Genomic DNA, 22,918 nt, shown 5'->3' with positions numbered 1-22,918 from the left:
GGTCCGCCTCGGCGAGCGTGTGGCCGACTCCACCCCGCAGGCTTCCTAGGAGACTGGTTCGAATACTCGAACGTTCGCACCTGACGGCAGAGTGACGGGCGGGCCGGCGACATGGGTGGTGGGACCGGACGACCGATGGACGGACCGCGATCTCGGGAAGCGGTCGGGATCGACGTCACGAGTGTCCGGGTTCCGACTGTCGCAAGCCGGATCACCAGGGGTTTGGTGACACGCCGTGTCCGTCTTGATGGGCTACGGTGACGGACGTGACGAGACGTGCGGCCGAGATCCGCCTGGATGCCCTGCTGCGCACCGCTTGTGACGTGATCGTGCAGCGGGGGCTGGCGAACACCCGCACGGCGGACGTGGCGCAGGCCGCCGGGGTGAGCCAGGCCCTGGTCTTCTACCATTTCGCCACCAAGGAACGCCTGCTCGCGCAGGCCTTCGCGTACGCGGTCGAACAGGATCTGGCCCGGCTGGACACGGTGACCCGGTCCAGTGCCCCGCCGCTGACCAAGCTCCGCCGCATCCTCCGGCTCTACACTCCTGCCGGTCGACCCACCTCCTGGTCCATGTGGATCGACGGCTGGTCGGAGTCGCTGCGTACCCCGGAGTTGGAGAAGGTCTCCCGCAAGTTGGACCTGCGGTGGCGGCAGGACCTCGCGACGGTGATCTCCGACGGGGTCCGCGAGGGTGTCTTCGAGTGCACCGACCCGGCGGGCGCGGCCTGGCGGATCAGCGCGGTCATGGACGGCCTGGCGGTCCAGCTCGCGGTGCACGACCGGGTGATCTCCCGACGGCAGTTCGCCGAGTGGGTACGCCTGGTGACCGCCCGGGAACTGGGCCTCGATCCGGCGCAGCTCGACTGAGCCCGCACCGCACCGACCACCAGGCCGTCTCCGGCACCTGGCGAACCGCCGTCGGAAGCGGTCGGCGACGACGACAATGACGCCATGGATCTGCTCGAGGCGTACCGACGCAGTCTGGTGGAGTTCACCGACCGGGTGGAACAGGTCGGCGGTGGGCAGTGGTCGGCGGTGACCCCGTGCCCGGGGTGGGACGTCCGCACCCTGGTCAACCACGTCGTCGGTGAACAGCGCTGGAGTGTCGCGCTGCTCGCCGGCCGGACCGTCGCGCAGGTCGGCGACCGGTACGACGGCGACCAGCTCGGTGACGATCCGGTCGTGGCGGCGCGTGACGCGGCGGCACAGGCCGAACTGGCCGCCGCCTCCCCCGGCGCGCTGCACCGCACCGTGCACCTCTCGGCCGGCGACACGCCCGCCGAGGAGTACCTGCACCAACTGCTCGCCGAGCATCTCGTCCACGGGTGGGACCTGGCCGTGGCGATCGGCGTCGACCCGAGGATGGACGCCGACGCGGTCGCCGAGTGCGCCCGGTGGTTCCGCCGCGCCGTCGGCGACTACCGGAGCAACGGGCTGGTGCACGACCAGGTCGACGTCTCACCGCAGGCCGACGAGCAGGACCGGCTGATCGGCGCGTTCGGCCGCGATCCCGGCTGGGCACCGTAACCGCCCGCCCGGCACCCGGCCTCGGCGTGACCGCCGCACCGCGAAACCGCCGCACGGCGAGACGAGTACGGCGGCCGGCGCGGGAGATCCCGCGCCGGCCGCACCCCCGGTGTGTGAAGTACGCGAGCGGTCAGCCCAGCCGACCACCGTCACGGGGTACCGTCCGCCAGCGCTGGCGCGGCCCGGGTTGCCGCTCCCAGCGGTCCGCGGCGCTCACCGAGACGCCGTCGGCGGATACCGGTTCCGGATCCTTGGTCAACTGCCGCAGTCGCATCAGCAGGCCGACGCCGAGGAACAGCAGCAGCCCACCGAGCAGGAAGGCGACCTCGGTCAGGCCGAGCCCCGCCCCGGTCTGCGAGACGTTGCCGGCGGCTCCGGCGTCCGGCGCGGCGGCTCCGCCACCGGCGGCACCGGCATCGACCCTCTCCCCCGGTCCCTCCTCCGGCGGGTCCTCCGTCGGCTGCGGCTCCAGTTCCCGCGGCGACTCCGACGGCGTCGCCCCGGTCGGGTTCGGCGCCGCCGTCGGCCGGGCCGCCCCCTGGCCGCCGACCACGTCGCGGGTCGCGGTCTGACGGGACAGCAACTGCAGGTTCTGGTCGTACGCCTCGACGGCGAGCTGGACCTGCCCCTGGTCGGCGTTCCGGGCGAACGCGATCCGGTACTGGGCGGTCACCGTACGCCCCGGACAGAGCGTGCCCGGGTCGAGTTGCCGGTCGGTCAACCGGGCCGCGTTGCCCTCGGTCCGCACCTGCACCGGGAACGAGCCGTTCTCCTCGATCCGGTCGATCCGCACCTGGTCCAGCCGTACGCCCTGCACACCGACCACCATCGACCAACGCACCTTGATGCAGCCGCCCTGGTCGGAGCGGGACACCACGGCGGAGACCGTCTCCACCCGCCCTCCGGCGGTGAACCGGTCCGGCAGGCCGCTGAGTTCGGTGGCGAACGCCGCCTGTGCCGGCGCGGACATGGCCAGGTGCACACCGGTGACACAGGCCAGTACCACCCCGATCCGTAGCGTGTTCCGCCACAGCCTTCTCACGATCTGTCCTCCTGTTGGTTGTCTCCATCAGCCACGCTAGGAGGGCCGGAGGCCAGCCGGTAGACGGGCGTGTTCGCACGTGGTGTGAAGCAAGATGCCCCTTTTCACGGACGGTATTGAACCGGTCACGCGGCACCCGCGACACGCCGAACAGGGTCACGATGGACAATCACCGGGTGTCCGCTCTCTCCGCCGCCTTCGTCCAGTTGCACGCCCGGCTCGGTCCCGTCGCCTTCGTCCCCGAGGTACGGCTGCACCAGGCGGACGAGCCGATCGGCCTCTGGGAGCTGACCGAGGGTGAGTTCCGCAGCGACCGGCCGCCGCCGTTCTGGGCCTTCGCCTGGGCGGGCGGCCAGGGCCTCGCCCGGTACGTCACCGACCACCCGGACCTCGTCGCCGGCCGGCGGGTCCTCGACTTCGCCTCCGGCTCCGGCCTGGTGGCGATCGCCGCCGCCAGGGCCGGTGCCGCCGCCGTGCGCGCGGTGGAGGTCGACGAGCTGGCCGTCGCGGCGGTCGCGCTCAACGCCGAAGCCAACGGGGTACGCGTCGACGCCGAACTCGGCGACGTCCTCGATCGGGACGCCGGGGACGCCGAGGTGGTGCTCGCCGGCGACGTGTTCTACAGCGAGGCGATGGCCAACCGGGTCCTGCGGTTCCTGCTGCGCGCCGCCCGGTCCGGGGCCACCGTGCTGGTCGGCGATCCCGGACGCGCCTTCCTGCCCCGGGACCGCTTCGACGAGCTGGCCGCCTACGACGTGCCGGTCAGCGAGGCGCTGGAGAGCGTACGGGTGAAGCGCACCACGGTGTGGCGGCTGCGCGCGGGACGGCCGTCGGCAGCCCGCTAGCGTGACGCGGTGCTGTTCCGCGCCTGGGAGCAGGCCCCGGAGGCGACCGCGAGCGCCGGGGCCGGTGCCGCCATGGCCGATGCCCGGGGAGCCGGGTCCGCCGGGGCTGGTGCCGGGGCCGGGTCCGCCAGTGCCAGTGCGGGGGCGGGTGTCGACCCGGTCCGGGTCGTCGACCACGTGGGTGTCGCCCATCTGCTGGTGACCCGGCACGCGCTGGTGCGGCAGGTGCTGACCGACCCGGTGACGTACCGCCCGGACAACGCCCTGGACGCGGTGACCCCGATCCCGGTGGCCGCGCTGCGCGTCCTCGCCGCGCACCGGTTCCGGTTGCCGCCCACGCTGGCCAACAACGGCGGGGCCGACCACCCGGGGATCCGCGCGCTGGTCGCCGACGCGCTGCACCCGACGCGGGTGGCCGAGCAGCGGGACTGGCTCGCCGCGCTGGTCCGCCGACGGGTGGCCGGTCTGGACGCGACGCTCGACGAGGGCGTGCCCGTCGACCTGCACGCCGCGCTCGCCGCCGACCTGCCGCTGCTGGTCCTGGCCCGGCTGGTCGAGTTGCCCGACGCGCCGGTGGCGGCGGTGAAGGAGTTCGCCCGCGCCGCGCTGGAGCTGTTCTGGGCACCCCTGGACGCCGACCGGCAGCAGGCCCTCGCCACCGAGGTGGGTCGCTTCCACCGGGTGCTGCGCGAGTTCGCGGTCACCGGCGGCGGGCTCGCCGCGTCGTTGCGGGACGCCGGGCACCCGCCCGACGTGGTGGTCGGCGCACTGTTCTTCCTGCTGGTCGCCGGCCAGGAGACCACCTCGCAGTTCCTCACCCTGCTGATGCACCGCCTGATCGGGGAACCGACCGTGCTCGCCGGGCTGCGCGACGGCACGGTGGCCGTCACCGACGTAGTCGAGGAGGGGCTGCGACGGGAACCGCCGATCGTCACCTGGCGGCGGGTCGCCGCCGTGGACACCACGCTGGGCGGGACGGCGGTGGCGGCGGGCACCAGCATCGTGCTCTGGCTGGCTGGTGCCGGACGCGACCCGGCGGTCGTCGAGTCACCGGACGGGTTCCGGCCGGGGCAACGCGGGTCACGCCGGCACCTGGCCTTCGGCGCGGGCGTACACCGCTGCGTGGGCGACCAACTCGCCCGGATGGAGGCGGCGACCGTGGTGACCGAGGTGGCGCCGCTGCTGGCCCGGGTCCGTGTGCTCCGCGCACCCCGCTACCCGGACAACCTCACCTTCCGGATGCCGGACGCCCTGGTCGTGACGCGCGCCCCGCTCAGTTGATCTCGTCGGCCCAGGCCCGCCAGTCGTCGAGCACGCCGTACAACGCCGGGGTCAGCCAGCCCGGCGCGGACCGCCGGAACACCCCCGGGTCCATCGCCCCGGCCCCGGACGGCAACGCACCGAGCAGGTTCGGCAGCAGGTCGCTGACGTTGGCCCAGTGCACCAGCTCCGGGTCGGCCGGCCAGGCGCCGATCACCACACCCGCCGGCACCGCACGCCGGTCCAGCGCCTCCAGGGTGAGCGCGGTGTGGTTGAGGGTGCCGAGACCCGCGCGGGCCACCACCACCGCCGGGGCACCCAACGACACCGCCAGGTCGGCCACCGTCCACGCCTCGCCCGAGGGTCGCAGCCCCATCGGGACGAGCAGCCCACCGGCGCCCTCGATCAGCACCAGGTCGTGCTTCTCCGCCTCCTCGCGGATCGCGTCGACGGCGTTGTACAACTCCAGCGGCGGCAGGTCCGCCACCCGGGCGGCGGCCAACGGGGCAAGCGGATCGGGGTAGGCGGCCAGCGTGCGGGCGGTCATCGGGGCGGAGAGCCGGGTGACCGCCTCGACGTCGCCGGGCTCACCGGTGGCCGTACCCGTCTGGCCGGGTTTGACCACCGCCACCCGCAGCCCGGCCGCCTGCGCGGCGGCCGTGATCGCGGCGGTCACCACCGTCTTGCCGACCTCGGTGTCGGTCCCGGTGACCAGCACCGGTCCGCGCCACTGATCCGTCACGGCGCACATTCCACGATGACCTCCAGGGCCCGCTCGAAGTCCGCCCGGGACGGCCCGGCACCGATGGTGAGCCGCAGCCGGGACCGGCTGTCCGGGGTCGAGGGCGGCCGGAAACAGCCGACCGCCACGCCCCGGTCCCGGCAGGCGGCGGCCCAGGCGGTCGCCGCCTCCGGGCCGGCGGCGGTGACCGAGACGACGGCGGCGTCCGGGACGGAGACCTCCAGGCCGGCGGCGCGCAGGCGGTCCACCGCGAGCGTGGCGCGGGCGGCCAGTTCGGCGCGGAGGGCGTCGCCGTCACGGGCCAGCCCGACGGCGGCGTGCACCCCGGCGGCCACGGCCGGCGGCAGCGCGGTGTCGTAGATGAAGGTCCGGGCGGTCTCCACCAGGTGCCGGACGAACTCGGCCGGACCGGCCACCACCCCGCCGGCACCACCGAGCGCCTTGGAGAGGGTGGCGGTGACCACCACGTCCGGCGCGCCGGTCAGCCCGGCGGCGGCCACCGCACCGGCCCCGGCCGGACCGACGACACCGAGCGCGTGCGCGTCGTCGACCAGCAGCAGCGCCCCGTGCGCGCGGGCGGTCGCGTGCAGCTCGGCCAGGGGCGCCAGGTCACCGTCGACGGAGAAGACCGACTCGGTGACCACCACCGCCGGACGGCCGGGTGCCCCGGCCAGGGCCGCCGCCACCGCGTCGACGTCGGCGTGCGGGGTCACCACGGTCTCCGCGCCGGAGATGCGACACCCGTCGATCAGGCTGGCATGGTTGTGCGCGTCGGAGACCAGCAGCGTGCGGGGGCGCACCAGCGCCCGGACCGCGCCGAGGTTGGCGAGGTAGCCGGAGGAGAAGACCAGCGACCGGTCGGTGCCGAGCCAGTCGGCGAGCGCGTCCTCCAGCGCGTGGTGGGCGTCGGTGGAGCCCCGGACCAGTCGTGAGCCGGTCGCGCCCAGCCCGTACTCGGAGAGCGCCTTGGCCGCCGCCGCGACCACCTCGGGATGCGCGGAGAGGCCCAGGTAGTCGTTGCCGGCCAGGTCCACCACGGCGTCGTCGGCGGTACGCGGACGCAGCCGACGGGTCAGTCCCGCCTTGGCCCGCAGGTCCGCGCGGCGTGCCAGGGCCGCCAGCCAGTCCGCCACCACCACGCCCCTTCCCCGCCGGTTGCCACCGTCAGGCGTCGTCGCCCGGCCGTACGCTGTCGCCCCGGGCGCTTCCGCCGGGCGAAGTTACCACCCGTCCGGGCTGTCCCGGCGTGGCGCCGTTCGGCTCGCCGGAGGGCACCGGGGCGGGGCCGCGCGCGTTTCCGCCCGTCGGACGGCCTTGTAGGGTACGTGCCATGCCAGAGATCCTCGACCAGGCCCGTACCCAGGTGCTGGAGGGTGGCGTCGGCCTGGACCAGGCCGGTGTCCTCGCGGTGCTCAACCTGCCCGACGAGCACCTGACCGCCACGCTCCAGCTCGCCCACGACGTGCGGATGCGCTGGTGCGGCCCGGAGGTCGAGGTCGAGGGCATCGTCTCGCTGAAGACCGGCGGCTGCCCGGAGGACTGCCACTTCTGCTCGCAGTCCGGGCTGTTCACCTCGCCGGTGCGGTCGGTCTGGCTGGACATCCCGTCGCTGGTCGAGGCCGCCAAGCAGACCGCCGCGACCGGGGCGACCGAGTTCTGCATCGTGGCCGCCGTCCGCGGCCCGGACGCGCGACTGATGACGCAGATGCGCGAGGGCGTCGCCGCGATCAAGGCCGAGGTCGACATCCAGGTCGCCGCCTCGCTCGGCATGCTGAGCCAGGAGCAGGTCGACGAGCTGGTCGCCATGGGTGTGCACCGGTACAACCACAACCTTGAGACCTGCCGGTCGTACTTCCCGAACGTGGTCACCACGCACTCGTGGGAGGAGCGCTGGGAGACGCTGCGGATGGTCCGCGAATCCGGCATGGAGGTCTGCTGCGGCGGCATCCTCGGGCTCGGCGAGACGGTCGAGCAGCGGGCCGAGTTCGCCGCCCAGCTCGCCGAACTGGACCCGCACGAGGTGCCGCTGAACTTCCTCAACCCCCGGCCGGGCACCCCGCTCGGCGACCGTCCGGTGGTCGAGGGCAAGGACGCGCTGCGCGCCATCGCCGCGTTCCGGCTCGCCATGCCGCGCACCATCCTGCGGTACGCGGGCGGCCGGGAGATCACCCTCGGTGACCTGGGCACCCGCGACGGTCTGCTCGGCGGCATCAACGCGGTGATCGTCGGCAACTACCTGACCACCCTCGGTCGACCGGCCACCGACGACCTCAAGCTGCTCGACGACCTCAAGATGCCGGTCAAGGCGCTGTCGGCGACGCTCTGATGCCGATGGGCGAGCTGGTCGGGACGTGGTGCGACCGCTGCGGTGAGGCCGTGGCGGTCGGCGACCACGAAGGCTGCGCGGCGGCCCGCACCCTGGAACCGCCCCGGTACTGCGCCGGATGCCGACGCCGGATGAAGGTGCAGGTGCTGCCGGTCGGCTGGTCCGCCACCTGCGTCGAACACGGCGAACAGCGAGGCTGAGGCGTGACGTTGCGCGGAGAGACGGTGACCCTGCGGCGGGCGACGGCCGACGACGTGCCCACGCTCGCCGCCATCCGTGCCGAGCCCGAGGTCCGTCGCTGGTGGCGCGGCGACGACGACCTGACCGCCGCCGTCGAGGCCGACCTCGCCGACGACGACCTCGAGGTGTACGTCGTCGAGCACGACGACCGGGTGGTCGGCGCGATCCAGTGGTACGCCGAGAACGACCCCGACTACCGCCACGCCGGACTGGACATCTTCCTCGACCCGTCGGTACGCGGCCGGGGCCTCGCCGGAGACGCCATCCGCACCCTGGTCCGGCACCTGGTCGACGCCCACGGCCACCACCGCTTCACCATCGACCCGGCGGCGGCCAACACCGCCGCGATCCGCGCGTACGCGAAGGCCGGCTTCCGCACCGTCGGCGTCCTCCGTCGCTACGAGCGCGGCGCCGACGGCCGCTGGCACGACGGCCTCCTGATGGACCTGCTCGCCGACGACCTCCGCTGACCTCACCCGGACCGCGACCCTCGCGCCGCGAGCGCCGTAGCTGCGCCGGGTCCGGTGTAAGGAAGGGCCCCCTGCTAACGCCTCGTGTATAGCAGGGGACCCCTCCTAACATCGCGGACGTCGCAGCGCCGGAAATCCGCTGGCGCCCCGCCGCTGGAATGTCCAGAGTCGGACGATGCCGCCCCTCGTACCCGATGATCGTGCCGACCCGCTGGAGTGGCTGGCCTTCGCGCAGGCCGGAGTCCTCACCACCGCCCAGGCGCTGACCGTGCTGACCGAGGGCACGCTACGGGGTCTCGTCCGTTCCCGCCGATGGCGCTCCGTCGGCCGTGGCCTGCTGCTGTCCGGCAACGGCCGGCTCACCCGGACCCAACAACTCTGGGTGGCCGTCCTGGCCTGCGGACGCGGCGCGGTCCTCGCCGGTCCCACCGCAGCTACCGAGGCCGGAGTACGCGGCCTGCGGCCCGAGCCGCTGCACGTCCTCGTGCCGTCGACGCGCCGGTACGGGCGTACCACCCTGCGCCGAATGCCGCTCGACATGGCCGCCGTGGTGGTGCACCGGACGTCGCTGCTGCCCGCCGACCACCTTCAGGTCGGTCGGCCGCCCCGGACCAGCACGGCACGTGCCCTGGTGGACGCGGCGAGCTGGGCACCTTCGACCCGCGCGGCGCAGGAGGTGCTGGCAGCCGGGTGCCAGCAGAGACGGGTACTGCCCGAGGAGATCATCGCCGTGCTCGACGTCCTGCCCCGGGCACCACGGCGACGACTGATCCGGCAGACCGTCGACGACATCGCCGGTGGCGCGCAGGCGCTCAGCGAGATCGACTTCGTCCGGCTCTGCCGCCGCGCCGGGCTGCCGGCACCGGACCTACAGGAGCGACGAACCGACACCACCGGTCGTACGCGCTGGCTCGACGCGTACTGGCGCGAGTGGCGGATCCATGTGGAGATCGACGGGGCGCACCACATGGACGTACGCCAGTGGGCGGCGGACATGCAGCGGCAGAACGACGTCTGGACGACGGGTGACCGCATCCTGCGCTTTCCCGCCTGGCTGGTACGCGCCCACCCCGACCAGGTCGCCGACACGGTCCGCCGCGCCCTCGTCGCCGCCGGTTGGCGACCGGACTCGTGAATCTTGGAAACCTACCGTTCGACGCTGACGGTAACTGTCCAAGATTGACAGTCGTCCACGCGGTGAGTGCCGCGATGCCGCATCCCGCCTACGGCCAAGAGGCCGGGTCGTGACGGCACAGAAGCCGGACAGAAGGGTCGTGACGCGAGGGCGCCGGGCCGAAGGCTGGTGACGGCGAGGGCGCCGGGGCCGATCGGGTGCTGACGGCGAGAACGGCCGCCGGAGGGACACCGGCGGCCGTTCTCGGGTGGTTGGTCATCGGGTCTCCCCCCGATCAGCCGGAGGAGATGGCACAAGCTTGCCTGCGGATGGGGCCCACCGATCTCAGGCGAACGGTCCGACCTGGGCAGACGGGCGGGTCCCGTGTCGGGACGTCGGGGTGGAATCAGGGGCCGCCAGCGGCGTGTCGGTGTAACGCGATTCGGCCCGCCGACGCTACCCCCACCGGCCCAGACTCGCCCGCGCCCCGGCTTGCATCCCGACGAGACGCTCGCGCCGTTCCGGATCGGCCTCCCGGAACGCTCGCTCCTATGGTGCCGCTCGGCCTTCCCAAACCGGTGAACGCCAGATTACATTGCTACTCATCCATGGGAGCGCTCCCGGTCCTGCTGGAGCCACTCTGCCACCACCGCCGGCAGCCGTCCACCCCGACGCGTGCGCGTCGACGCTGCCTGCCCCGTACGACAGGAGCAGCCGCATGCACCACATCAGACGGCCGGGTCGCGCGCGCGGCGACGATCCCGGCCGACACGGCCACTGGTCGCGTCGTCTCCGCAGCACCGGCACGGTCATCGCCGCCGGCCTGGCGCTGGCGGTCGGCGTACCGGCGGCAGGCGTCGCCGCGCCGAACACCACCGTGCCGAACACCACCAGCTCCACCGCACCGAACACCACCGCCAGCAACGCCGCCGCCAGCAACGCCGCGTCGAGCAACGCCGCCGCTCCGGCGTTCAACTACGCCGAGGCGTTGCAGAAGTCGCTGCTGTTCTACGAGGCGCAGCAGTCCGGCAAGCTGCCGGACTGGAACCGGGTCTCCTGGCGCGACGACTCGGCACTGCGGGACGGCGCCGACGTGGGGCTCGACCTCACCGGTGGCTGGTACGACGCCGGTGACCACGTGAAGTTCGGCTTCCCGATGGCGTTCAGCACGACGATGCTGGCGTGGGGCGCGGTCGAGTACCGGGCCGGGTACGTGGCGTCGGGCCAGCTCACCCATTTGTTGAACAATCTGCGGTTCGTCAACGACTACTTCGTCAAGGCGCACCCCTCGCCGAACGTGCTGTACGGGCAGGTCGGCAAGGGCGATGACGACCACAAGTGGTGGGGCCCGGCCGAGGTGATGCCGATGGCGCGGCCCGCGTACAAGATCGATGCGAGCTGTGGCGGCGCGGACCTGGCGGGTGAGACGGCGGCGGCGATGGCCGCGTCGTCCATGGTGTTCCGGCCGACCGACGCCGCGTACGCCGACAAGCTGCTCACCCACGCGCGGCAGCTCTATACGTTCGCCGACACGGTGCGTAAGAGCTACCACGAGTGCATCACGGACGCGACCAGCTTCTACCGGTCGTGGAGCGGCTACCAGGACGAGCTGGTGTGGGGTGCCATCTGGCTGTACCGGGCGACCGGCGACGCCACGTACCTGGCCAAGGCGGAGAGCGAGTACGACAAGCTCGGCACCGAGCCGCAGACCACCACCCGCTCCTACAAGTGGACGGTGGCCTGGGACAACAAGCAGTTCGGCGCGTACGTGCTGCTGGCCAACCTGACCGGGAAGCAGAAGTACGTCGACGACGCCAACCGGTGGCTGGACTTCTGGACCGTGGGCGTGAACGGGGAACGGATCCGCTACTCCCCCGGCGGGATGGCGGTACTCGACTCCTGGGGCGCGTTGCGGTACGCGGCCAACACCGCGTTCGCCGCGCTGGTCTACAGCGACAAGACCACCGACGCGACCCGCAAGACCCGCTACCACGACTTCGCCGTCCGGCAGATCAACTACGCGCTCGGTGACAACCCGCGCAATTCCAGCTACGTGGTCGGCTTCGGCACCAACCCGCCGAAGAACCCGCACCACCGCACCGCGCACGGCTCCTGGTGGGACAGCATGACCGTACCCACGGAGACCCGGCACACCCTCTTCGGCGCCCTGGTCGGCGGGCCGTCGTCGCCGAACGACGCGTACACCGACAACCGGTCGGACTACGTGATGAACGAGGTCGCCACCGACTACAACGCCGGTTTCACGTCCGCGCTGGCCCGGCTCTCCCAGGAGTACGGGGGTACGCCGCTCGCCGGTTTCCCGGGTGTCGAGCGGCCCGACATCGACGAGTTGACCGTGGAGACCACGGTGATGCAGAACGAGACCCGGGCCACCGGCCTCAAGGTGATGATCTACAACAAGTCGGCGTTCCCGGCGCGGGCGTTGACCGACGCGAGGTTCCGCTACTACTTCCGCCCGGACGGCACCGGTCCGGTGCAGGTCACCCCCGGCTACACCCAGGGCTGCCCGGCGCCGAGCACCGCCAAGCAGGCCAGCGGTGACCTCTGGTACGTGGAGGTCGACTGCACCGGCCAGACCATCGCGCCGGCCGGTCAGTCGCAGCACCGGATGGAGGTGCAGTTCAAGGTCGGTGTGCCCGAGGGCGGCACCTGGAACACCGGCAACGACCCGTCGTTCCAGGCCACCGCCGGGCCGAACCGCACCGTGCCGTTGTACGCGGGCGGGGTCCGGGTGTGGGGCGTCGAGCCCACCGGTGACACCGACCCGCCGCCGCCGGACCCGGACGACACCGTCGCGCCGACCGCTCCCGGCGCGGTGACCGTCTCCGGGATCACCGCGACCGGAGCCACCCTGACGTGGGGTGCCGCCACCGACAACGTGGGCGTCACCGGGTACCGGATCTATCGTGACGACGTGCTGGTCACCACCGTCACCGGCACCACGTACGCGGCGACCGGGTTGACCGCGCAGACCACGTACCGCTTCCACGTGGTGGCCGTCGACGCGGGCGGCAACGTCTCGCCGCCCACCGCGAAGGTCTCGGTGACCACCTCGGCACCGCTGCCGACGACGCCCTGCCGGGTCACCTACGGCACCAACGACTGGGGCACCGGGTTCACCGCGAACATCACCATCGCGAACACCGGCACCTCGACCATCAACGGCTGGACGCTGGCGTTCACCTTCCCGCACAGCGGACAACGGGTCGGCCAGGGCTGGGGGGCGACCTTCCAGCAGACCGGCGCCTCGGTGACCGCGACCAGCCTGTCCTACAACGGCACTCTCGCGCCGGGCGCATCGACAAGCATCGGTTTCAACGGTACGCACACCGGCAGCAACCCCCGACCGACAGGCTTCACGGTCAACGGGGCGACCTGCACCGTCGCCTGACCCCGGGGGCGGTGTGGCCGGCCGACGCGCTCGGCCACACCGCCCCTCCAGCACGCGCCGACATACCAATCGGTTCACCATCAGTGCAGATTGTGTGAACATCCATAAGATCCACCCGTACGCCGACCGCTCCCGTACCCAACGGCACCCCTGTCGACCTGGGAAAAGGAGCTGAACAATGCGCGGACGACACCGTCGGACACGTCGGACACGCCTGCTGGCCCTGGTGGCGGTCGGGGTGGTGGCCCTCGCCGGGCTCGCGATCGCCCCGATGACCTTCGCCGCCGAGGCACCCCGCAACACCTGCCCCGACCTGGAGGTCATCGGCGCACGCGGCACCACCGAACGCCCCGGCCTCGGCATCGTGCTGACGCCGCTGGCCCGGCAGATCACCCGGGACCTGCCGCAGACCGTCCGCACCACCCCGCTCGACTACCCCGCCTCCGGCAACTACATTGCCAGCGTCCGCCAGGGCGTCACCGAGGTGCAGCGGGTGATGACCGCGACCGCCGCGCAGTGCCCCGGCACCCGCTTCGTCCTGATGGGCTACTCCCAGGGCGCCGACGTGATGGGCGACGCGCTGGCCGGCACCGGCAGCCGACTCGGCGGGCGCACCGGGCTCCCCGCCGACCTCGCCACCCGGGTCTCGTCAGTCCTCCTCTTCGGCGACCCCTCCTTCACCGCCGGTGAACCCTTCAACGTCACCGCCGGCCGACGCTCCGGCATCTTCCCCCGGGGCGCAGGGCGACTGAACGGCTTCGCCGACCGCATCCAGTCGTACTGCAACGCCAACGACCGCTTCTGCCAGGGCGGATTCAGCTTCGCCGCACACGTCAACTACCAGGGATTCCACCCCCAGGCCACCCGCTTCGCCGCCGCCCGCGCCACCGCCGACGTACCCCGCTGACCTCGCGGCTGGTTCCATCTGCGGGCGCCGCTGCGGCACACCGCCGACGGGCCGGCGACGGCCGTACTGCGGCGACGGCAATCTTGGACAGTTTCCGTTAGGAGCTAACGGAAACTGTCCAAGATAGACATCCGTACCGCACGATCGTGGCGGTGTGGTCGGGTGTGCGGGGATGGGGCGAGCACGAGTCGCCGCAACCCGGCGGGCATCACGAACAACTGCCGCTTCTCGACCGCGTCTCCGTACCGGTCGAGCTGGTAACACTGGATCCAGGTCCAGCCGTACGGCGGATGCCAGTCGGCCTGCTCGCGGACGACCCGCACCGCGATCGGCGTGCGAAACTGCGGGCTCGCCTCGCGAGTCAACAGGTACACACCGGGCTCGACCATCGGCGTCCCGTCCGGCCGACGCCGCTCACCAGGCACGACGCGGTACGACCACAGCCTGGTCCACCCGCACCCGGGCGTACCGGCGACGGACCTGGAGCGACCCGTCCCGCTGCACCGCGTGCCCGCTCACCTCGGCCCACACATGGCCGTCCGCCTGCTGCGCCCGGCCGATAATCTCGGCCACGTAGAGCAGCAACTCTCCCACCCCGGGCAGGTACGCCCCCTCCGGCACCCGGATCACGTCCCCCACCGCCACGGTGCCCACCGCCTCCCCACCGAGCACTGCGGCGAGCGACGGCACGGATGAACATCCATCGGCGTGCGCCGACCAGCGCGACGGCGGCACATCGTTCGTCAGTCTCGGTGTGGACACGGGAGCCTCCCTCGTCGCCTCGGTGGACCGGGGGTCGCCGCGGATGCTCGCCCGGCGGCGACCCCCGGGACGAACGCGCCCGCCGGGCCAGGGGGAATCGACCTCCACCGAACGCGCCATCTACCGAAACCTTGCCGAGAGTGATGGGATCAGTACACGACGAAGGAGTGTTCCCTGGGGACGTCCGGGACATTCATGGGGAGGCAGGATGAATGATGCACTTCGAGTGGCCATGGCGGAGGCAGGCGAGACAGCCGAAAGCCTCGCTGCTCAGACGGGCGTTGACCCGAAGACAGCGGCCAGATGGATCAGCCCGGGACGCGTTCCGCAGCCCGCTCGGCGCGTGAAGGTAGCCACGATCCTCGGTCGGGACGTTGGTGACCTATGGCCCGATGTCCTCAAACGTCGCGAGCCGCAGTGGCTGCGCGAGTGGATCGACTGGGAGCGCGAAGCCGTCTCGTTGCGCTGGTTCGAGCATTCGTGGGTGCCGGGCTTGCTCCAGACCGAGGCTTACGCACCCGCGACGCTGACCGGCGAAGCCCTCACGGCCGAGGAGGTGGGAGACATCGTGGCCTCCCGCCTCGATAGACAGGCAATTCTCCGGCGCGAGCGTCCGCCCCTGCTGGTCGCGGTCATTCACGAGTTGGTGCTGTTCCAGTCCGCCTACGGCGACCGCGAGTTGATGCGCGACCAGTGTGAACACCTCGCCCGATGCGCCGCCCTGCCCAACGTGCAGGTATTGATCGTGCCGAGGGACGTAGGCATGTATCCGGGTCTCGGCGGCGGCTTCATCATCGCCGAGTTGCCCAGCGGTCAGCACGTCGCTCACGTCGACAGCCAGGCGCCTGCGCAGATCATCGGAGAAGCAGCCGACGTTGCTACGCTGAGTCGCAGGTGGGAGCGGATCAGAAGTGAGGCACTCTCTCGCCCACAATCCCTCGACGTCATCAGGAAAGCGGCAGCATCATGGACCTGACCGGCGCACGGTGGCACAAGAGCAGCAAGAGCGGCAACAACGGCGGATCCTGCGTCGAAGTGGCGGACAACCTTCCCGGCACCGTCCTCGTCCGCGACACCAAGGACCGTGACGGCGGGACGCTGGCGTTCGCGCCGACCGCTTGGCAGGCGTTCGTCGCCCAACTCGCCAAACGAGCCTGACCGACCACTGCGGACATCCGAGAGCGCTCGCCCCACCGGGGCCGGGCGCTCTCCCCGTCCCCAGCCGCCCCAACACCTCCCCGCCAGCCACCACCCCCGCCGATCATGGAGTTGTGGCATCGACAAACAGGGGCGTTTCATCAGACAACGGGCACCACAACTCCATGATCGACGCAGCAGAGCGCGCGCCGCTGCAGAGCGCGCGACGGCACAGCGCGCGACACGACACACGACGGCCGCAACACGCGCGTGAGGGACGGGAAAGGGCGGTGGGCGGGGCTCCCGCATCGGGTGTCCCGCCCACCTCACCGTCCTCCGCACCGGAGGTCGGTCGTCTGTGCTGTCAGCCGGCGCGTTCCGTCGCCGCCGACACCTCGGCCCCGAGGGGGACCGTCATGGTGAGCAGGGAGCCGTCGCGGTCGGCGGTGGTGGGTCGGGTCAGCCGACGCAGGGTACGCAGCATGGCCGTGTTGTCCGCCTGGATGTGCAGCACCATGGCCGCGTACCCGGCGGACTCGGCCTGCCGGGTCAACCGGCGCAGCAGGGTCGAGCCGAGGCCGCGCCGCTGCCAGTCGTCGCGGACCAGCAGGGCCACCTCGGCCTCGTCGCCCTCGGCGAGCAGGTTCGCCATCGCGACGACCGACTCCGCCGCCCCGTCGGAGCCGGTCGTCGCGGCGATCAGGGTCTGCCCCCGCGCCGGTTCCAGGAGCTGACGCATCCGGGCCGGGGTGGGCAGGCAGGCACCGCCAAGGTAGCGGCGTTGGCGGGTGTCCGCCGAGCACGCCTCGTGCAGTTCGGTCACGGCCGCCAGGTCGTCGGCGACGGCGGGGCGTACGGTCAGCTCGGCGCCGTCGGGCAGGACCACGGTGACCTGCTCGGTCGTGCGGCGGGCGGCGGTGGCGCCCAGCTCCAGCAGGGCCTGCGCGCGGGCGTACTCGGCGGGCGTGAAGCTCGGCGCGACCCGGCGCAGCAGGTAGGAGCCGCCGTTGGGGTCGGCCAGCAGCATCGTCGCCTCGTCGACTCCGATACGCATCTCGGCGAGTGCCGGACGCCAGGTCACCTCGTCCGCGCCGAGGAGGGCACGCAGCACCTCGCCGGTGGCGTCCGGGTCGTGGACCAGCCGGGTGGCCAGCCCGAGTACGCGGGTCGGCTGGTCCGCCAGGCCGCGCGCCTCGCTGCGCGCCACCCAGCAGTCCCGGCCCCGGCCCCGTTCCACGGCGGCGATCAGACCCGCTTCGTCGAGGGTGTCCGGCGCGTCCACGAGGAAGTCGTCGACGGCGCCACGTTCGGTGGTGTGCACCTGCACGGTGAGGATGTTGACCCCACGTAGCGCGAGGCTCGCCGTGAGCACCGACAGGTAGCCCGGTCGGTCGTCCACGGTGGCCCGGATCCGCCACAGCGTCATGGTCGCCTCCTTTCACCTGTCACCCTGGCCTGCCGCTGTTGCCGGCCGGTTGCCCCGTCGTGTCCAGCGGCCACGGGCCCTGCGGTCTGCGTCACACCAGGTCGCGGCCGGTCAGGGGGTGGCGACGGTCGGGGAGCCGACCAGGTCGAGCCGGTCGCCGAGGATCACCGCGCTGGCCCGGACCAGCTGGGCGAGCCGGTCGACCTCGGTGCTGTGGAAGGCGGCCGGGGTCAACGTCTCGTTGTGCTCGCGGGAGACCACGAGGACCAGTCCGGCGCGACCGAACGGCGCGATGGCGAAGTGGCTGCCGTCGGGCATGGTCATCGACCGGGCGCGCAGCGGGGTCACCTCCGGCAGCCGGGGCGGCATCGGCGTACGCCAGCTCGCGTGCCCGACCGTCGCTCCGCCGCCGCCGGTGCGGGAGGCCCAGTCGACCGGTACGACCGCGGCCACGGACCACTCGGCGGCGAGCAGTCCGGGTACCGCGTCGACGAGGGTGGCCAGCCCGTCGGCCGGGTTGGCGGCGACCTGGGCCAGCAGTTCCGCGTCCTGCCCGGTGGTGGTGGGCGCGCCGATCGCCCGCCACACCCCGTCGACGCGTACGCCCGGGATCGCGGCCAGACCGGCCAGCAACCGTTCCACCCGGGCGGCGCCCGGCCAGACCACGGTGAAGTCGTCGACCGCCCGGCCGCCGAGCCGTTCCAGGACGACCACCTGGACGATGTCCGCGCCCGATACCCCGAGGGTGCGCGCCACCTGGCCGAGCGTGCCTGGACGGTCCGGCAGGGTGACCCGTACACGCAGCAACATCTGAACCCTCCGCTCGGCGGGCCGGCACAATCCCGGCAGGCTGAACCCGAGCGTGGCAGTTGACCATTTCGTCCCTGTTGCTGCGGCATGTCCCCTGGGCAAAACCTGACCTTGACAACCTGACGGGGCTGCCATCAACTGTCCGAATGACCGATCCGGCTGCCCGTTTCCCCGCCGGTCTGGACCTCGGCCGTCTCGGCGCGTACCTCGCGACGCATCGACCGGAGTCGGCCGGGGAGCCGCTGCGGGCCGACCTGATCGCCGGTGGGCGGTCGAACCTCACCTACCTGGTCCACGCCGGCGACCGTGACCTGGTGCTGCGGCGACCACCGCTCGGGCACGTGCTGGCCACCGCGCACGACATGGCCCGAGAGTTCCGGGTGATCTCGGCGCTGGCCGCCACCGACGTGCCGGTCCCCCGCGCGCTGCTGCTCTGCGCCGACCCGGAGGTGCTGGGCGCGCCGTTCTATCTGATGGAGCGCGTGCCCGGCGAGGTGTACCGGGCGCGCCGGCAGACCGACCGGCTCAGTGCCGGGCAGCGGCACGACCTGGCCATGGCGATGATGGACACCCTCGCCACGCTGCACACCGTCGACCCGGCGGCGGTCGGCCTGGGCGACTTCGGCCGCCCCGACGGCTACCTGGCCCGGCAGGTACGCCGCTGGGCCGGGCAGCTCGACCGGTCCCGCAGCCGACCGCTTCCCGGCATCGACGAGCTGCGCGACCGGCTCGCCGCCACGGTCCCCGACAGCACCGGTACGGGCCGTCTCGTGCACGGCGACTACCGGCTGGACAACCTGCTCGCCGCCGTCGACCCGGCGACGGGGTCGATGACCGTGACCGGGGTGCTGGACTGGGAGATGGCCACCCTCGGCGACCCGCTTGCCGATCTCGGGCTGCTGCTGACGTACTGGGACGTCCTGGGCGGCGGCGGCGTCTCCGTCGACAACCCGGTCGCCGACGGACCCGGCCCGCGTGCCGGGTTCCCGACCGGCGCGGAGCTGATCGACCGGTACGCCGCCCGCAGTGACGTCGACGTCGGCCCGCTCGACTGGCACGTGGCACTGGGCTGCTTCAAACTCGCGGTGATCTGCGAGGGCATCCACTACCGGCACACCCTCGGGCAGACCCTCGGCGAGGGTTTCGACACCATCGGCGGCATGGTCGCCCCGCTGGTCGCCCACGGGCTGGCCACGCTGAGGGAGGCATGATGCACTTCGGGTACGACGACCGCACCGAGCAGTTGCGCGGGGAGCTGACCGAGTTCCTGACCGACCACGTCTACCCGGCCGAGGCCGTGTACGCCGCCGAGGTGGCCGCTGCCGGTGACCCCTGGGCCCGACCGCCGGTGCTGGCGGGGCTGAAGGACGAGGCGCGCCGACGTGGCCTGTGGAACCTCTTCCTCCCCGATCCGCGCCACGGCGCCGGGCTGACCAACCTCCAGTACGCGCCGTTGGCCGAGCTGACCGGCCGCAGCCCGCACCTGGCCCCGGAGTCGCTCAACTGCGCCGCGCCGGACACCGGCAACATGGAACTGCTCGCCGAGTTCGGCTCCCCCGCCCAGCAGGAGCGGTGGCTCGGCCCGCTGCTGGCCGGTGAGATCCGCTCGGCGTTCTGCATGACCGAACCGGACGTCGCCTCCTCCGACGCGACGAACATCGCCACCGCTATCCGCCGCGACGGCGACCAGTACGTGATCGACGGCCGAAAATGGTGGTCGTCCGGGGCGATGGACCCGGCCTGCGAGATCTTCATCGTGATGGGCAAGACCGACCCGGGCGCCGACCGGCACCGACAGCAGAGCATGATCCTGGTCCCCCGGGACACTCCCGGGGTCACGGTCCGCCGGGGGATGACCGTCTTCGGCTTCAGCGACGCCCCGCACGGTGGTCACGCCGAGATCCACTTCGACGGCGTACGGGTGCCGGCGGAGAACCTCGTCGGCGCCGAGGGCACCGGGTTCGCCATCGCCCAGGCGCGGCTCGGCCCCGGCCGCATCCACCACTGCATGCGCCTGATCGGCATGGCCGAACGGGCCCTGGAACTGCTCTGCCGCCGAGCCGCCGACCGGGTCGCGTTCGGCCGCCCCCTCGCCGAGCAGGGCGTGGTGCGGGAGTGGATCGCCGAGTCCCGGGTCCGCATCGAGCAGGCCCGCCTGCTGGTACTCAAGACCGCCTGGCTGATGGACACCGTCGGCAACAAGGGCGCACACACCGAGATCCAGGCGATCAAGATCGCCACGCCGGCGATGGCCGAGTGGGTGATCGACAAGGCGATCCAGACGTACGGCGCAGCCGGCGTCAGCCAGGACACTCCCCTGGCCGCACTCTGGACCCACGCCCGTACGCTCCGCCTCGCCGACGGCCCCGACGAGGTGCACCGCGCCAGCCTCGCCAAACGCGAACTACGCCGCTGGACCCGCCCCGCCTGACGGCACCCGCCACGAACGGCGTGCGTTTTTGGCTCGGGGCTGCCGTCCGACCAGAACGAGAACTCCCACCATGACCAGGGTAAATACGCCGATCGAGGTGACCTCGACCGCCAGCACCCATGGCCGAGGTTCGATGAGGTCGTTGAGCAGTCCATAGAGCTCGGCAGTGGAGGCGATGGCGAGAAGAGTCGCTGACGTGGTCAGGATGGTGTTCAGGCGCCGACGCCGGTGGGATTCGGCAGCGGCCAGCCGATCGTCGAAGGCGCGGAACAGCCCCGAGGCGGCCTGGTACAGATCCTCAGCCTCCTGAATCCGACTCAACAAGGAACGTTCGTACGCGGCAAGACCAGCCGCCTCGTACAGGCGGTCGAAATAGGAACGCCTGATCAGGTCACGCAAGAGGGTGGGGGAATTGATTCCGTTAAGCTTGGCCCGGACGTCACTCGTGACCAGTCTGAGGTCGGCATACCGTTGTTCGAGTGACAAGATGGTGTGCTGCAGTGCGTTTCTCTCCTGGACCGTCGACATCGGCGCCTCCTGAAGAAGCCGTCGGGCCGTGTCGAGCTGGTCCCGCGCCTGCCGGATGTATTCGGTGATCTCCGCAGTCCAGCCGAGCAGTACGCCAGGAAGCGTGGCGATGAACTCGGCCTGAGCGCTGTAGCTCAGAGCCATCCAGTCCGGCGTCTCTGGCGCGGAAACCACTGTGGTGTTCGCCGTACGCAAGACGATGTCACCGTCGTATCCGTAGTCGCCGAGGATGTCGGTGGCATCCGGCGATGGGCGATAACGCACCCACTCCTCCAGTGTCACGGCATCCCGGCCGACCGGGCTGACGAACAGGCTACTGCCCACGATAGCGGGATCACGGATTTCGGAGCCGCGTGCGTATCGGGTGGTTCCGTCGGCCTGAATGACCTGAAGAGAATGAACCACCAGCAACGAGTGACTCAGAGCCACGGCCGACGCCGCGGCGCGCTGCACGACGTCACCGAAGGACGGATCCACCGATGGATCGTCATTCAGCCCGTTGAGGAAGTCCGTGATCACTTCGTGGGCGTACTCGGACAGTCTGCTCCACTCCTGGGTACGACCCGAGCCCGTCAGGCACACCTTCTCGCTGGCTCCCATGACGACCGATGGACGACGGAGCGCCTGGTTGACGACGTGCACGTCCGCATCGACCAGGCTGCCTTCGATTCGGAGGCTGTGATTCCCGAGACTGCTGACCCTCAGCGTGGCGATGAAGTTCGCCTGTGTTCTTGCGGCGTCTGTCATCGTGACCATCACCGGAGGCAGCGAGACGTCTAGCACCCGATAGTCGGAGTCCGCCCCCCAGTCGTCGCCGACCGCGTGATCCACGACCGCGCTTATCGATCGTCCGTGCACCCGCACCCGTCGCTCTTCACAACGTCTCCTGATCGCGCTGATCGGGTCGGATCCATATTCGGTCGACACGCTCGATCCGTCCCAACCGGGCGTGAGCCGCGTCCGGTCCAGCAGAGCGCTGGGAATCGCGAACGGGTAGATGTAGACGACCGTGGCGTCCTCGACGAAGAGGAAGTCCCGGTTCGCCCACTCGTGCATTGTCCGCAGGTTCGCCGTGAGTGCTGCAAGGTCACCGGAAAGCCAGGCCCCTGGGGGGTGTCGATACCGTGCCTGCTCCACCTCCCCGAGGAAGCCGGCCAACTCCTCGGCCAGCAGTTCCCGGGGCTTGTGGCCGCTCTGATCGCTAGCCTTCGTCCCGGCCACAAGAAACTGACGCGTGGCCCGTGCACAAACGACGAGGGCTTGATAATAGTCACGCGTCTCGTACGCGTGCTCGGACAGCCAATCGGTCAACTCGCCGCCGCCCCGAATTGAGCGAATACGACTGATCTGATCCTCTGTCGCTGCCACAATCGGGCACGCCTGCTCTTCCACCTCGTCCAGGCAGGAAGAATTGATGGCCCTACTGACTGCCATCCCCTGCGACACGAGCCGGATGTTCTCCACCATGATCGAGGATAGTTCCGTCATTGCTGTGGAACGAGCACCGCATCCCTTTCGGCGACTTTCCTCGAACAAGTCCGGAAAATCCGCGCCCAACACCTCGATGATCGCGATCGGCACTTCACTCTGATCGGCGTAAAAATCCCACATTTCATTCATTCGCGCATACAGGTACGCGACGAGCGCCAAAAGGATTTCGGCACGCCCGGCAACGTGTCCGATCTGTGCGCGGAGGACTGCCCGCACGATCTCCGAATCGGGGGGCGGAACAACGAACAGGTCATTGAGGTCAGCCAGGGCGTGCGCGTGCCCCGTTCGCGACAACAAGTCCTGAAAAGGTCGTGCGTTGTGGTGTTTGAGTGCCTCCGTCAAGGCATCGGCTACCGCTGCGGGAGAAAGGGTATCGGTCTGCATCGAATGAAGCGTCGCCACGTTGGAAGCCTCCAGCGCACACTCTGTCCGGGCCTGTCAGAGTA

The 22,918-nt window shown here is 71.3% G+C and carries 22 protein-coding genes; 14 read left to right on the top strand and 8 right to left on the bottom strand.

All coding sequences use genetic code 11. The features are described from left to right. Window positions 1–266 precede the first annotated feature (266 nt). Both ABZ738_RS10735 and ABZ738_RS10730 read left to right on the top strand, forming a co-directional pair. Window positions 267–869 (top strand): TetR/AcrR family transcriptional regulator, encoded by a 603-nt coding sequence (locus tag ABZ738_RS10735; RefSeq protein WP_131056437.1) that lies wholly within the window; start codon window positions 267–269, stop codon window positions 867–869. An 84-nt stretch (window positions 870–953) separates the two neighbouring features. Further along, window positions 954–1,529, top strand: a complete 576-nt coding sequence (locus ABZ738_RS10730) for a TIGR03086 family metal-binding protein (protein WP_357212399.1) — start codon at window positions 954–956, stop codon at window positions 1,527–1,529. A gap of 130 nt (window positions 1,530–1,659) precedes the next feature. Here ABZ738_RS10730 and ABZ738_RS10725 read toward each other — a convergent pair whose 3' ends face one another. Further along, complete coding sequence (locus ABZ738_RS10725; protein ID WP_357212397.1) at window positions 1,660–2,571, bottom strand: hypothetical protein; 912 nt, start codon at window positions 2,569–2,571, stop codon at window positions 1,660–1,662. 176 nt (window positions 2,572–2,747) lie between these two features. On the opposite strand from ABZ738_RS10725, the gene ABZ738_RS10720 reads away from it, so the two are divergent. Both ABZ738_RS10720 and ABZ738_RS10715 read left to right on the top strand, forming a co-directional pair. Then, entirely contained in the window at window positions 2,748–3,416 is a 669-nt protein-coding gene (locus ABZ738_RS10720; RefSeq protein WP_357212395.1) for a 50S ribosomal protein L11 methyltransferase, read from the top strand. 9 nt (window positions 3,417–3,425) lie between these two features. Beyond that, the gene (locus ABZ738_RS10715) at window positions 3,426–4,697 is read left to right on the top strand and encodes a cytochrome P450 (RefSeq protein ID WP_357212393.1); all 1,272 of its coding nucleotides are present in this window, start codon (window positions 3,426–3,428) and stop codon (window positions 4,695–4,697) included. Here the strand turns inward: ABZ738_RS10715 and bioD are convergent. Both bioD and ABZ738_RS10705 read right to left on the bottom strand, forming a co-directional pair. Beyond that, entirely contained in the window at window positions 4,690–5,427 is a 738-nt protein-coding gene (bioD, locus tag ABZ738_RS10710; RefSeq protein WP_131057143.1) for a dethiobiotin synthase, read from the bottom strand. The genes ABZ738_RS10715 and bioD overlap by 8 nt on opposite strands. Then, window positions 5,415–6,551: an 8-amino-7-oxononanoate synthase gene (locus ABZ738_RS10705; RefSeq protein WP_357212724.1), complete on the bottom strand. Its 1,137-nt coding sequence runs from the start codon at window positions 6,549–6,551 to the stop codon at window positions 5,415–5,417. The genes bioD and ABZ738_RS10705 overlap by 13 nt, the downstream gene beginning before the upstream one ends. Before the next feature lie 197 nt (window positions 6,552–6,748). Here ABZ738_RS10705 and bioB point away from each other — a divergent pair, with 197 nt between their 5' ends. The 6 genes from bioB (at window position 6,749) to ABZ738_RS10675 (ending at window position 13,887) form a co-directional block, all read left to right on the top strand. After that, window positions 6,749–7,744, top strand: coding sequence for a biotin synthase BioB (gene bioB / locus ABZ738_RS10700; protein WP_131051758.1), 996 nt, complete (start codon window positions 6,749–6,751; stop codon window positions 7,742–7,744). Beyond that, complete coding sequence (locus ABZ738_RS10695) at window positions 7,744–7,944, top strand: hypothetical protein (protein WP_131051759.1); 201 nt, start codon at window positions 7,744–7,746, stop codon at window positions 7,942–7,944. The genes bioB and ABZ738_RS10695 overlap by 1 nt, the downstream gene beginning before the upstream one ends. A gap of 3 nt (window positions 7,945–7,947) precedes the next feature. Then, window positions 7,948–8,454, top strand: a complete 507-nt coding sequence (locus tag ABZ738_RS10690; RefSeq protein WP_131051760.1) for a GNAT family protein — start codon at window positions 7,948–7,950, stop codon at window positions 8,452–8,454. 175 nt (window positions 8,455–8,629) lie between these two features. Further along, complete coding sequence (locus tag ABZ738_RS10685; RefSeq protein WP_357212390.1) at window positions 8,630–9,589, top strand: hypothetical protein; 960 nt, start codon at window positions 8,630–8,632, stop codon at window positions 9,587–9,589. A gap of 697 nt (window positions 9,590–10,286) precedes the next feature. After that, window positions 10,287–12,980, top strand: coding sequence for a glycoside hydrolase family 9 protein (locus ABZ738_RS10680; protein WP_357212388.1), 2,694 nt, complete (start codon window positions 10,287–10,289; stop codon window positions 12,978–12,980). Between the two features lie 178 nt (window positions 12,981–13,158). Next, window positions 13,159–13,887 (top strand): cutinase family protein, encoded by a 729-nt coding sequence (locus tag ABZ738_RS10675; protein WP_131051763.1) that lies wholly within the window; start codon window positions 13,159–13,161, stop codon window positions 13,885–13,887. A 104-nt stretch (window positions 13,888–13,991) separates the two neighbouring features. On the opposite strand, the gene ABZ738_RS10670 is transcribed toward ABZ738_RS10675, so the two are convergent. Beyond that, the gene (locus ABZ738_RS10670; RefSeq protein WP_357212385.1) at window positions 13,992–14,276 is read right to left on the bottom strand and encodes a hypothetical protein; all 285 of its coding nucleotides are present in this window, start codon (window positions 14,274–14,276) and stop codon (window positions 13,992–13,994) included. A 25-nt stretch (window positions 14,277–14,301) separates the two neighbouring features. After that, window positions 14,302–14,649, bottom strand: a complete 348-nt coding sequence (locus ABZ738_RS10665; protein ID WP_357212383.1) for a hypothetical protein — start codon at window positions 14,647–14,649, stop codon at window positions 14,302–14,304. 208 nt (window positions 14,650–14,857) lie between these two features. Between ABZ738_RS10665 and ABZ738_RS10660 the strand changes: the two genes are divergently transcribed. Together ABZ738_RS10660 and ABZ738_RS10655 are read left to right on the top strand one after the other, a co-directional pair. Further along, on the top strand, window positions 14,858–15,625 hold the full coding sequence (locus tag ABZ738_RS10660) for a Scr1 family TA system antitoxin-like transcriptional regulator (protein WP_357212381.1): 768 nt from the start codon (window positions 14,858–14,860) through the stop codon (window positions 15,623–15,625). Then, the gene (locus ABZ738_RS10655; protein WP_131051767.1) at window positions 15,616–15,807 is read left to right on the top strand and encodes a DUF397 domain-containing protein; all 192 of its coding nucleotides are present in this window, start codon (window positions 15,616–15,618) and stop codon (window positions 15,805–15,807) included. Before ABZ738_RS10660 ends, ABZ738_RS10655 begins: the two co-directional genes overlap by 10 nt. 343 nt (window positions 15,808–16,150) lie before the next feature. Here ABZ738_RS10655 and ABZ738_RS10650 read toward each other — a convergent pair whose 3' ends face one another. Further along, the gene (locus tag ABZ738_RS10650) at window positions 16,151–17,212 is read right to left on the bottom strand and encodes a GNAT family N-acetyltransferase (RefSeq protein ID WP_357212378.1); all 1,062 of its coding nucleotides are present in this window, start codon (window positions 17,210–17,212) and stop codon (window positions 16,151–16,153) included. 111 nt (window positions 17,213–17,323) lie between these two features. After that, window positions 17,324–18,022 carry an amino acid-binding protein gene (locus ABZ738_RS10645; RefSeq protein ID WP_131051769.1) on the bottom strand — a complete coding sequence of 233 codons (699 nt, stop codon included), beginning with the start codon at window positions 18,020–18,022 and terminating at the stop codon, window positions 17,324–17,326. Between the two features lie 146 nt (window positions 18,023–18,168). On the opposite strand from ABZ738_RS10645, the gene ABZ738_RS10640 reads away from it, so the two are divergent. Both ABZ738_RS10640 and ABZ738_RS10635 read left to right on the top strand, forming a co-directional pair. After that, window positions 18,169–19,233 carry a phosphotransferase family protein gene (locus tag ABZ738_RS10640; RefSeq protein ID WP_357212375.1) on the top strand — a complete coding sequence of 355 codons (1,065 nt, stop codon included), beginning with the start codon at window positions 18,169–18,171 and terminating at the stop codon, window positions 19,231–19,233. Beyond that, a complete protein-coding gene (locus tag ABZ738_RS10635; RefSeq protein ID WP_357212722.1) occupies window positions 19,233–20,453 on the top strand; it encodes an acyl-CoA dehydrogenase family protein in 1,221 nt (406 codons plus the stop codon). Before ABZ738_RS10640 ends, ABZ738_RS10635 begins: the two co-directional genes overlap by 1 nt. Here ABZ738_RS10635 and ABZ738_RS10630 read toward each other — a convergent pair. After that, the gene (locus ABZ738_RS10630; protein WP_357212373.1) at window positions 20,427–22,856 is read right to left on the bottom strand and encodes a hypothetical protein; all 2,430 of its coding nucleotides are present in this window, start codon (window positions 22,854–22,856) and stop codon (window positions 20,427–20,429) included. The genes ABZ738_RS10635 and ABZ738_RS10630 overlap by 27 nt on opposite strands. Window positions 22,857–22,918 lie beyond the last annotated feature (62 nt).

The organism is Micromonospora sp. NPDC047793, assembly GCF_040642635.1.
In the GTDB taxonomy this organism is placed as follows: Bacteria; Actinomycetota; Actinomycetes; order Mycobacteriales; family Micromonosporaceae; genus Micromonospora.
The sequence above is the reverse complement of the archived record's forward strand: the minus strand, read 5'-3'. Positions and strand labels throughout refer to the sequence as shown.

Coding starts and splice junctions, on each gene's coding strand:
- ABZ738_RS10730 (WP_357212399.1), top strand. CDS start 954: ATGGATCTGCTCGAGGCGTACCGACGCAGTCTGGTGGAGTTCACCGAC.
- bioD (WP_131057143.1), bottom strand. CDS start 5,427: ATGTGCGCCGTGACGGATCAGTGGCGCGGACCGGTGCTGGTCACCGGG.
- bioB (WP_131051758.1), top strand. CDS start 6,749: ATGCCAGAGATCCTCGACCAGGCCCGTACCCAGGTGCTGGAGGGTGGC.
- ABZ738_RS10695 (WP_131051759.1), top strand. CDS start 7,744: ATGCCGATGGGCGAGCTGGTCGGGACGTGGTGCGACCGCTGCGGTGAG.
- ABZ738_RS10685 (WP_357212390.1), top strand. CDS start 8,630: ATGCCGCCCCTCGTACCCGATGATCGTGCCGACCCGCTGGAGTGGCTG.
- ABZ738_RS10680 (WP_357212388.1), top strand. CDS start 10,287: ATGCACCACATCAGACGGCCGGGTCGCGCGCGCGGCGACGATCCCGGC.
- ABZ738_RS10675 (WP_131051763.1), top strand. CDS start 13,159: ATGCGCGGACGACACCGTCGGACACGTCGGACACGCCTGCTGGCCCTG.
- ABZ738_RS10670 (WP_357212385.1), bottom strand. CDS start 14,276: ATGGTCGAGCCCGGTGTGTACCTGTTGACTCGCGAGGCGAGCCCGCAG.
- ABZ738_RS10660 (WP_357212381.1), top strand. CDS start 14,858: ATGAATGATGCACTTCGAGTGGCCATGGCGGAGGCAGGCGAGACAGCC.
- ABZ738_RS10655 (WP_131051767.1), top strand. CDS start 15,616: ATGGACCTGACCGGCGCACGGTGGCACAAGAGCAGCAAGAGCGGCAAC.
- ABZ738_RS10650 (WP_357212378.1), bottom strand. CDS start 17,212: ATGACGCTGTGGCGGATCCGGGCCACCGTGGACGACCGACCGGGCTAC.
- ABZ738_RS10645 (WP_131051769.1), bottom strand. CDS start 18,022: ATGTTGCTGCGTGTACGGGTCACCCTGCCGGACCGTCCAGGCACGCTC.
- ABZ738_RS10640 (WP_357212375.1), top strand. CDS start 18,169: ATGACCGATCCGGCTGCCCGTTTCCCCGCCGGTCTGGACCTCGGCCGT.
- ABZ738_RS10635 (WP_357212722.1), top strand. CDS start 19,233: ATGCACTTCGGGTACGACGACCGCACCGAGCAGTTGCGCGGGGAGCTG.
- ABZ738_RS10630 (WP_357212373.1), bottom strand. CDS start 22,856: ATGCAGACCGATACCCTTTCTCCCGCAGCGGTAGCCGATGCCTTGACG.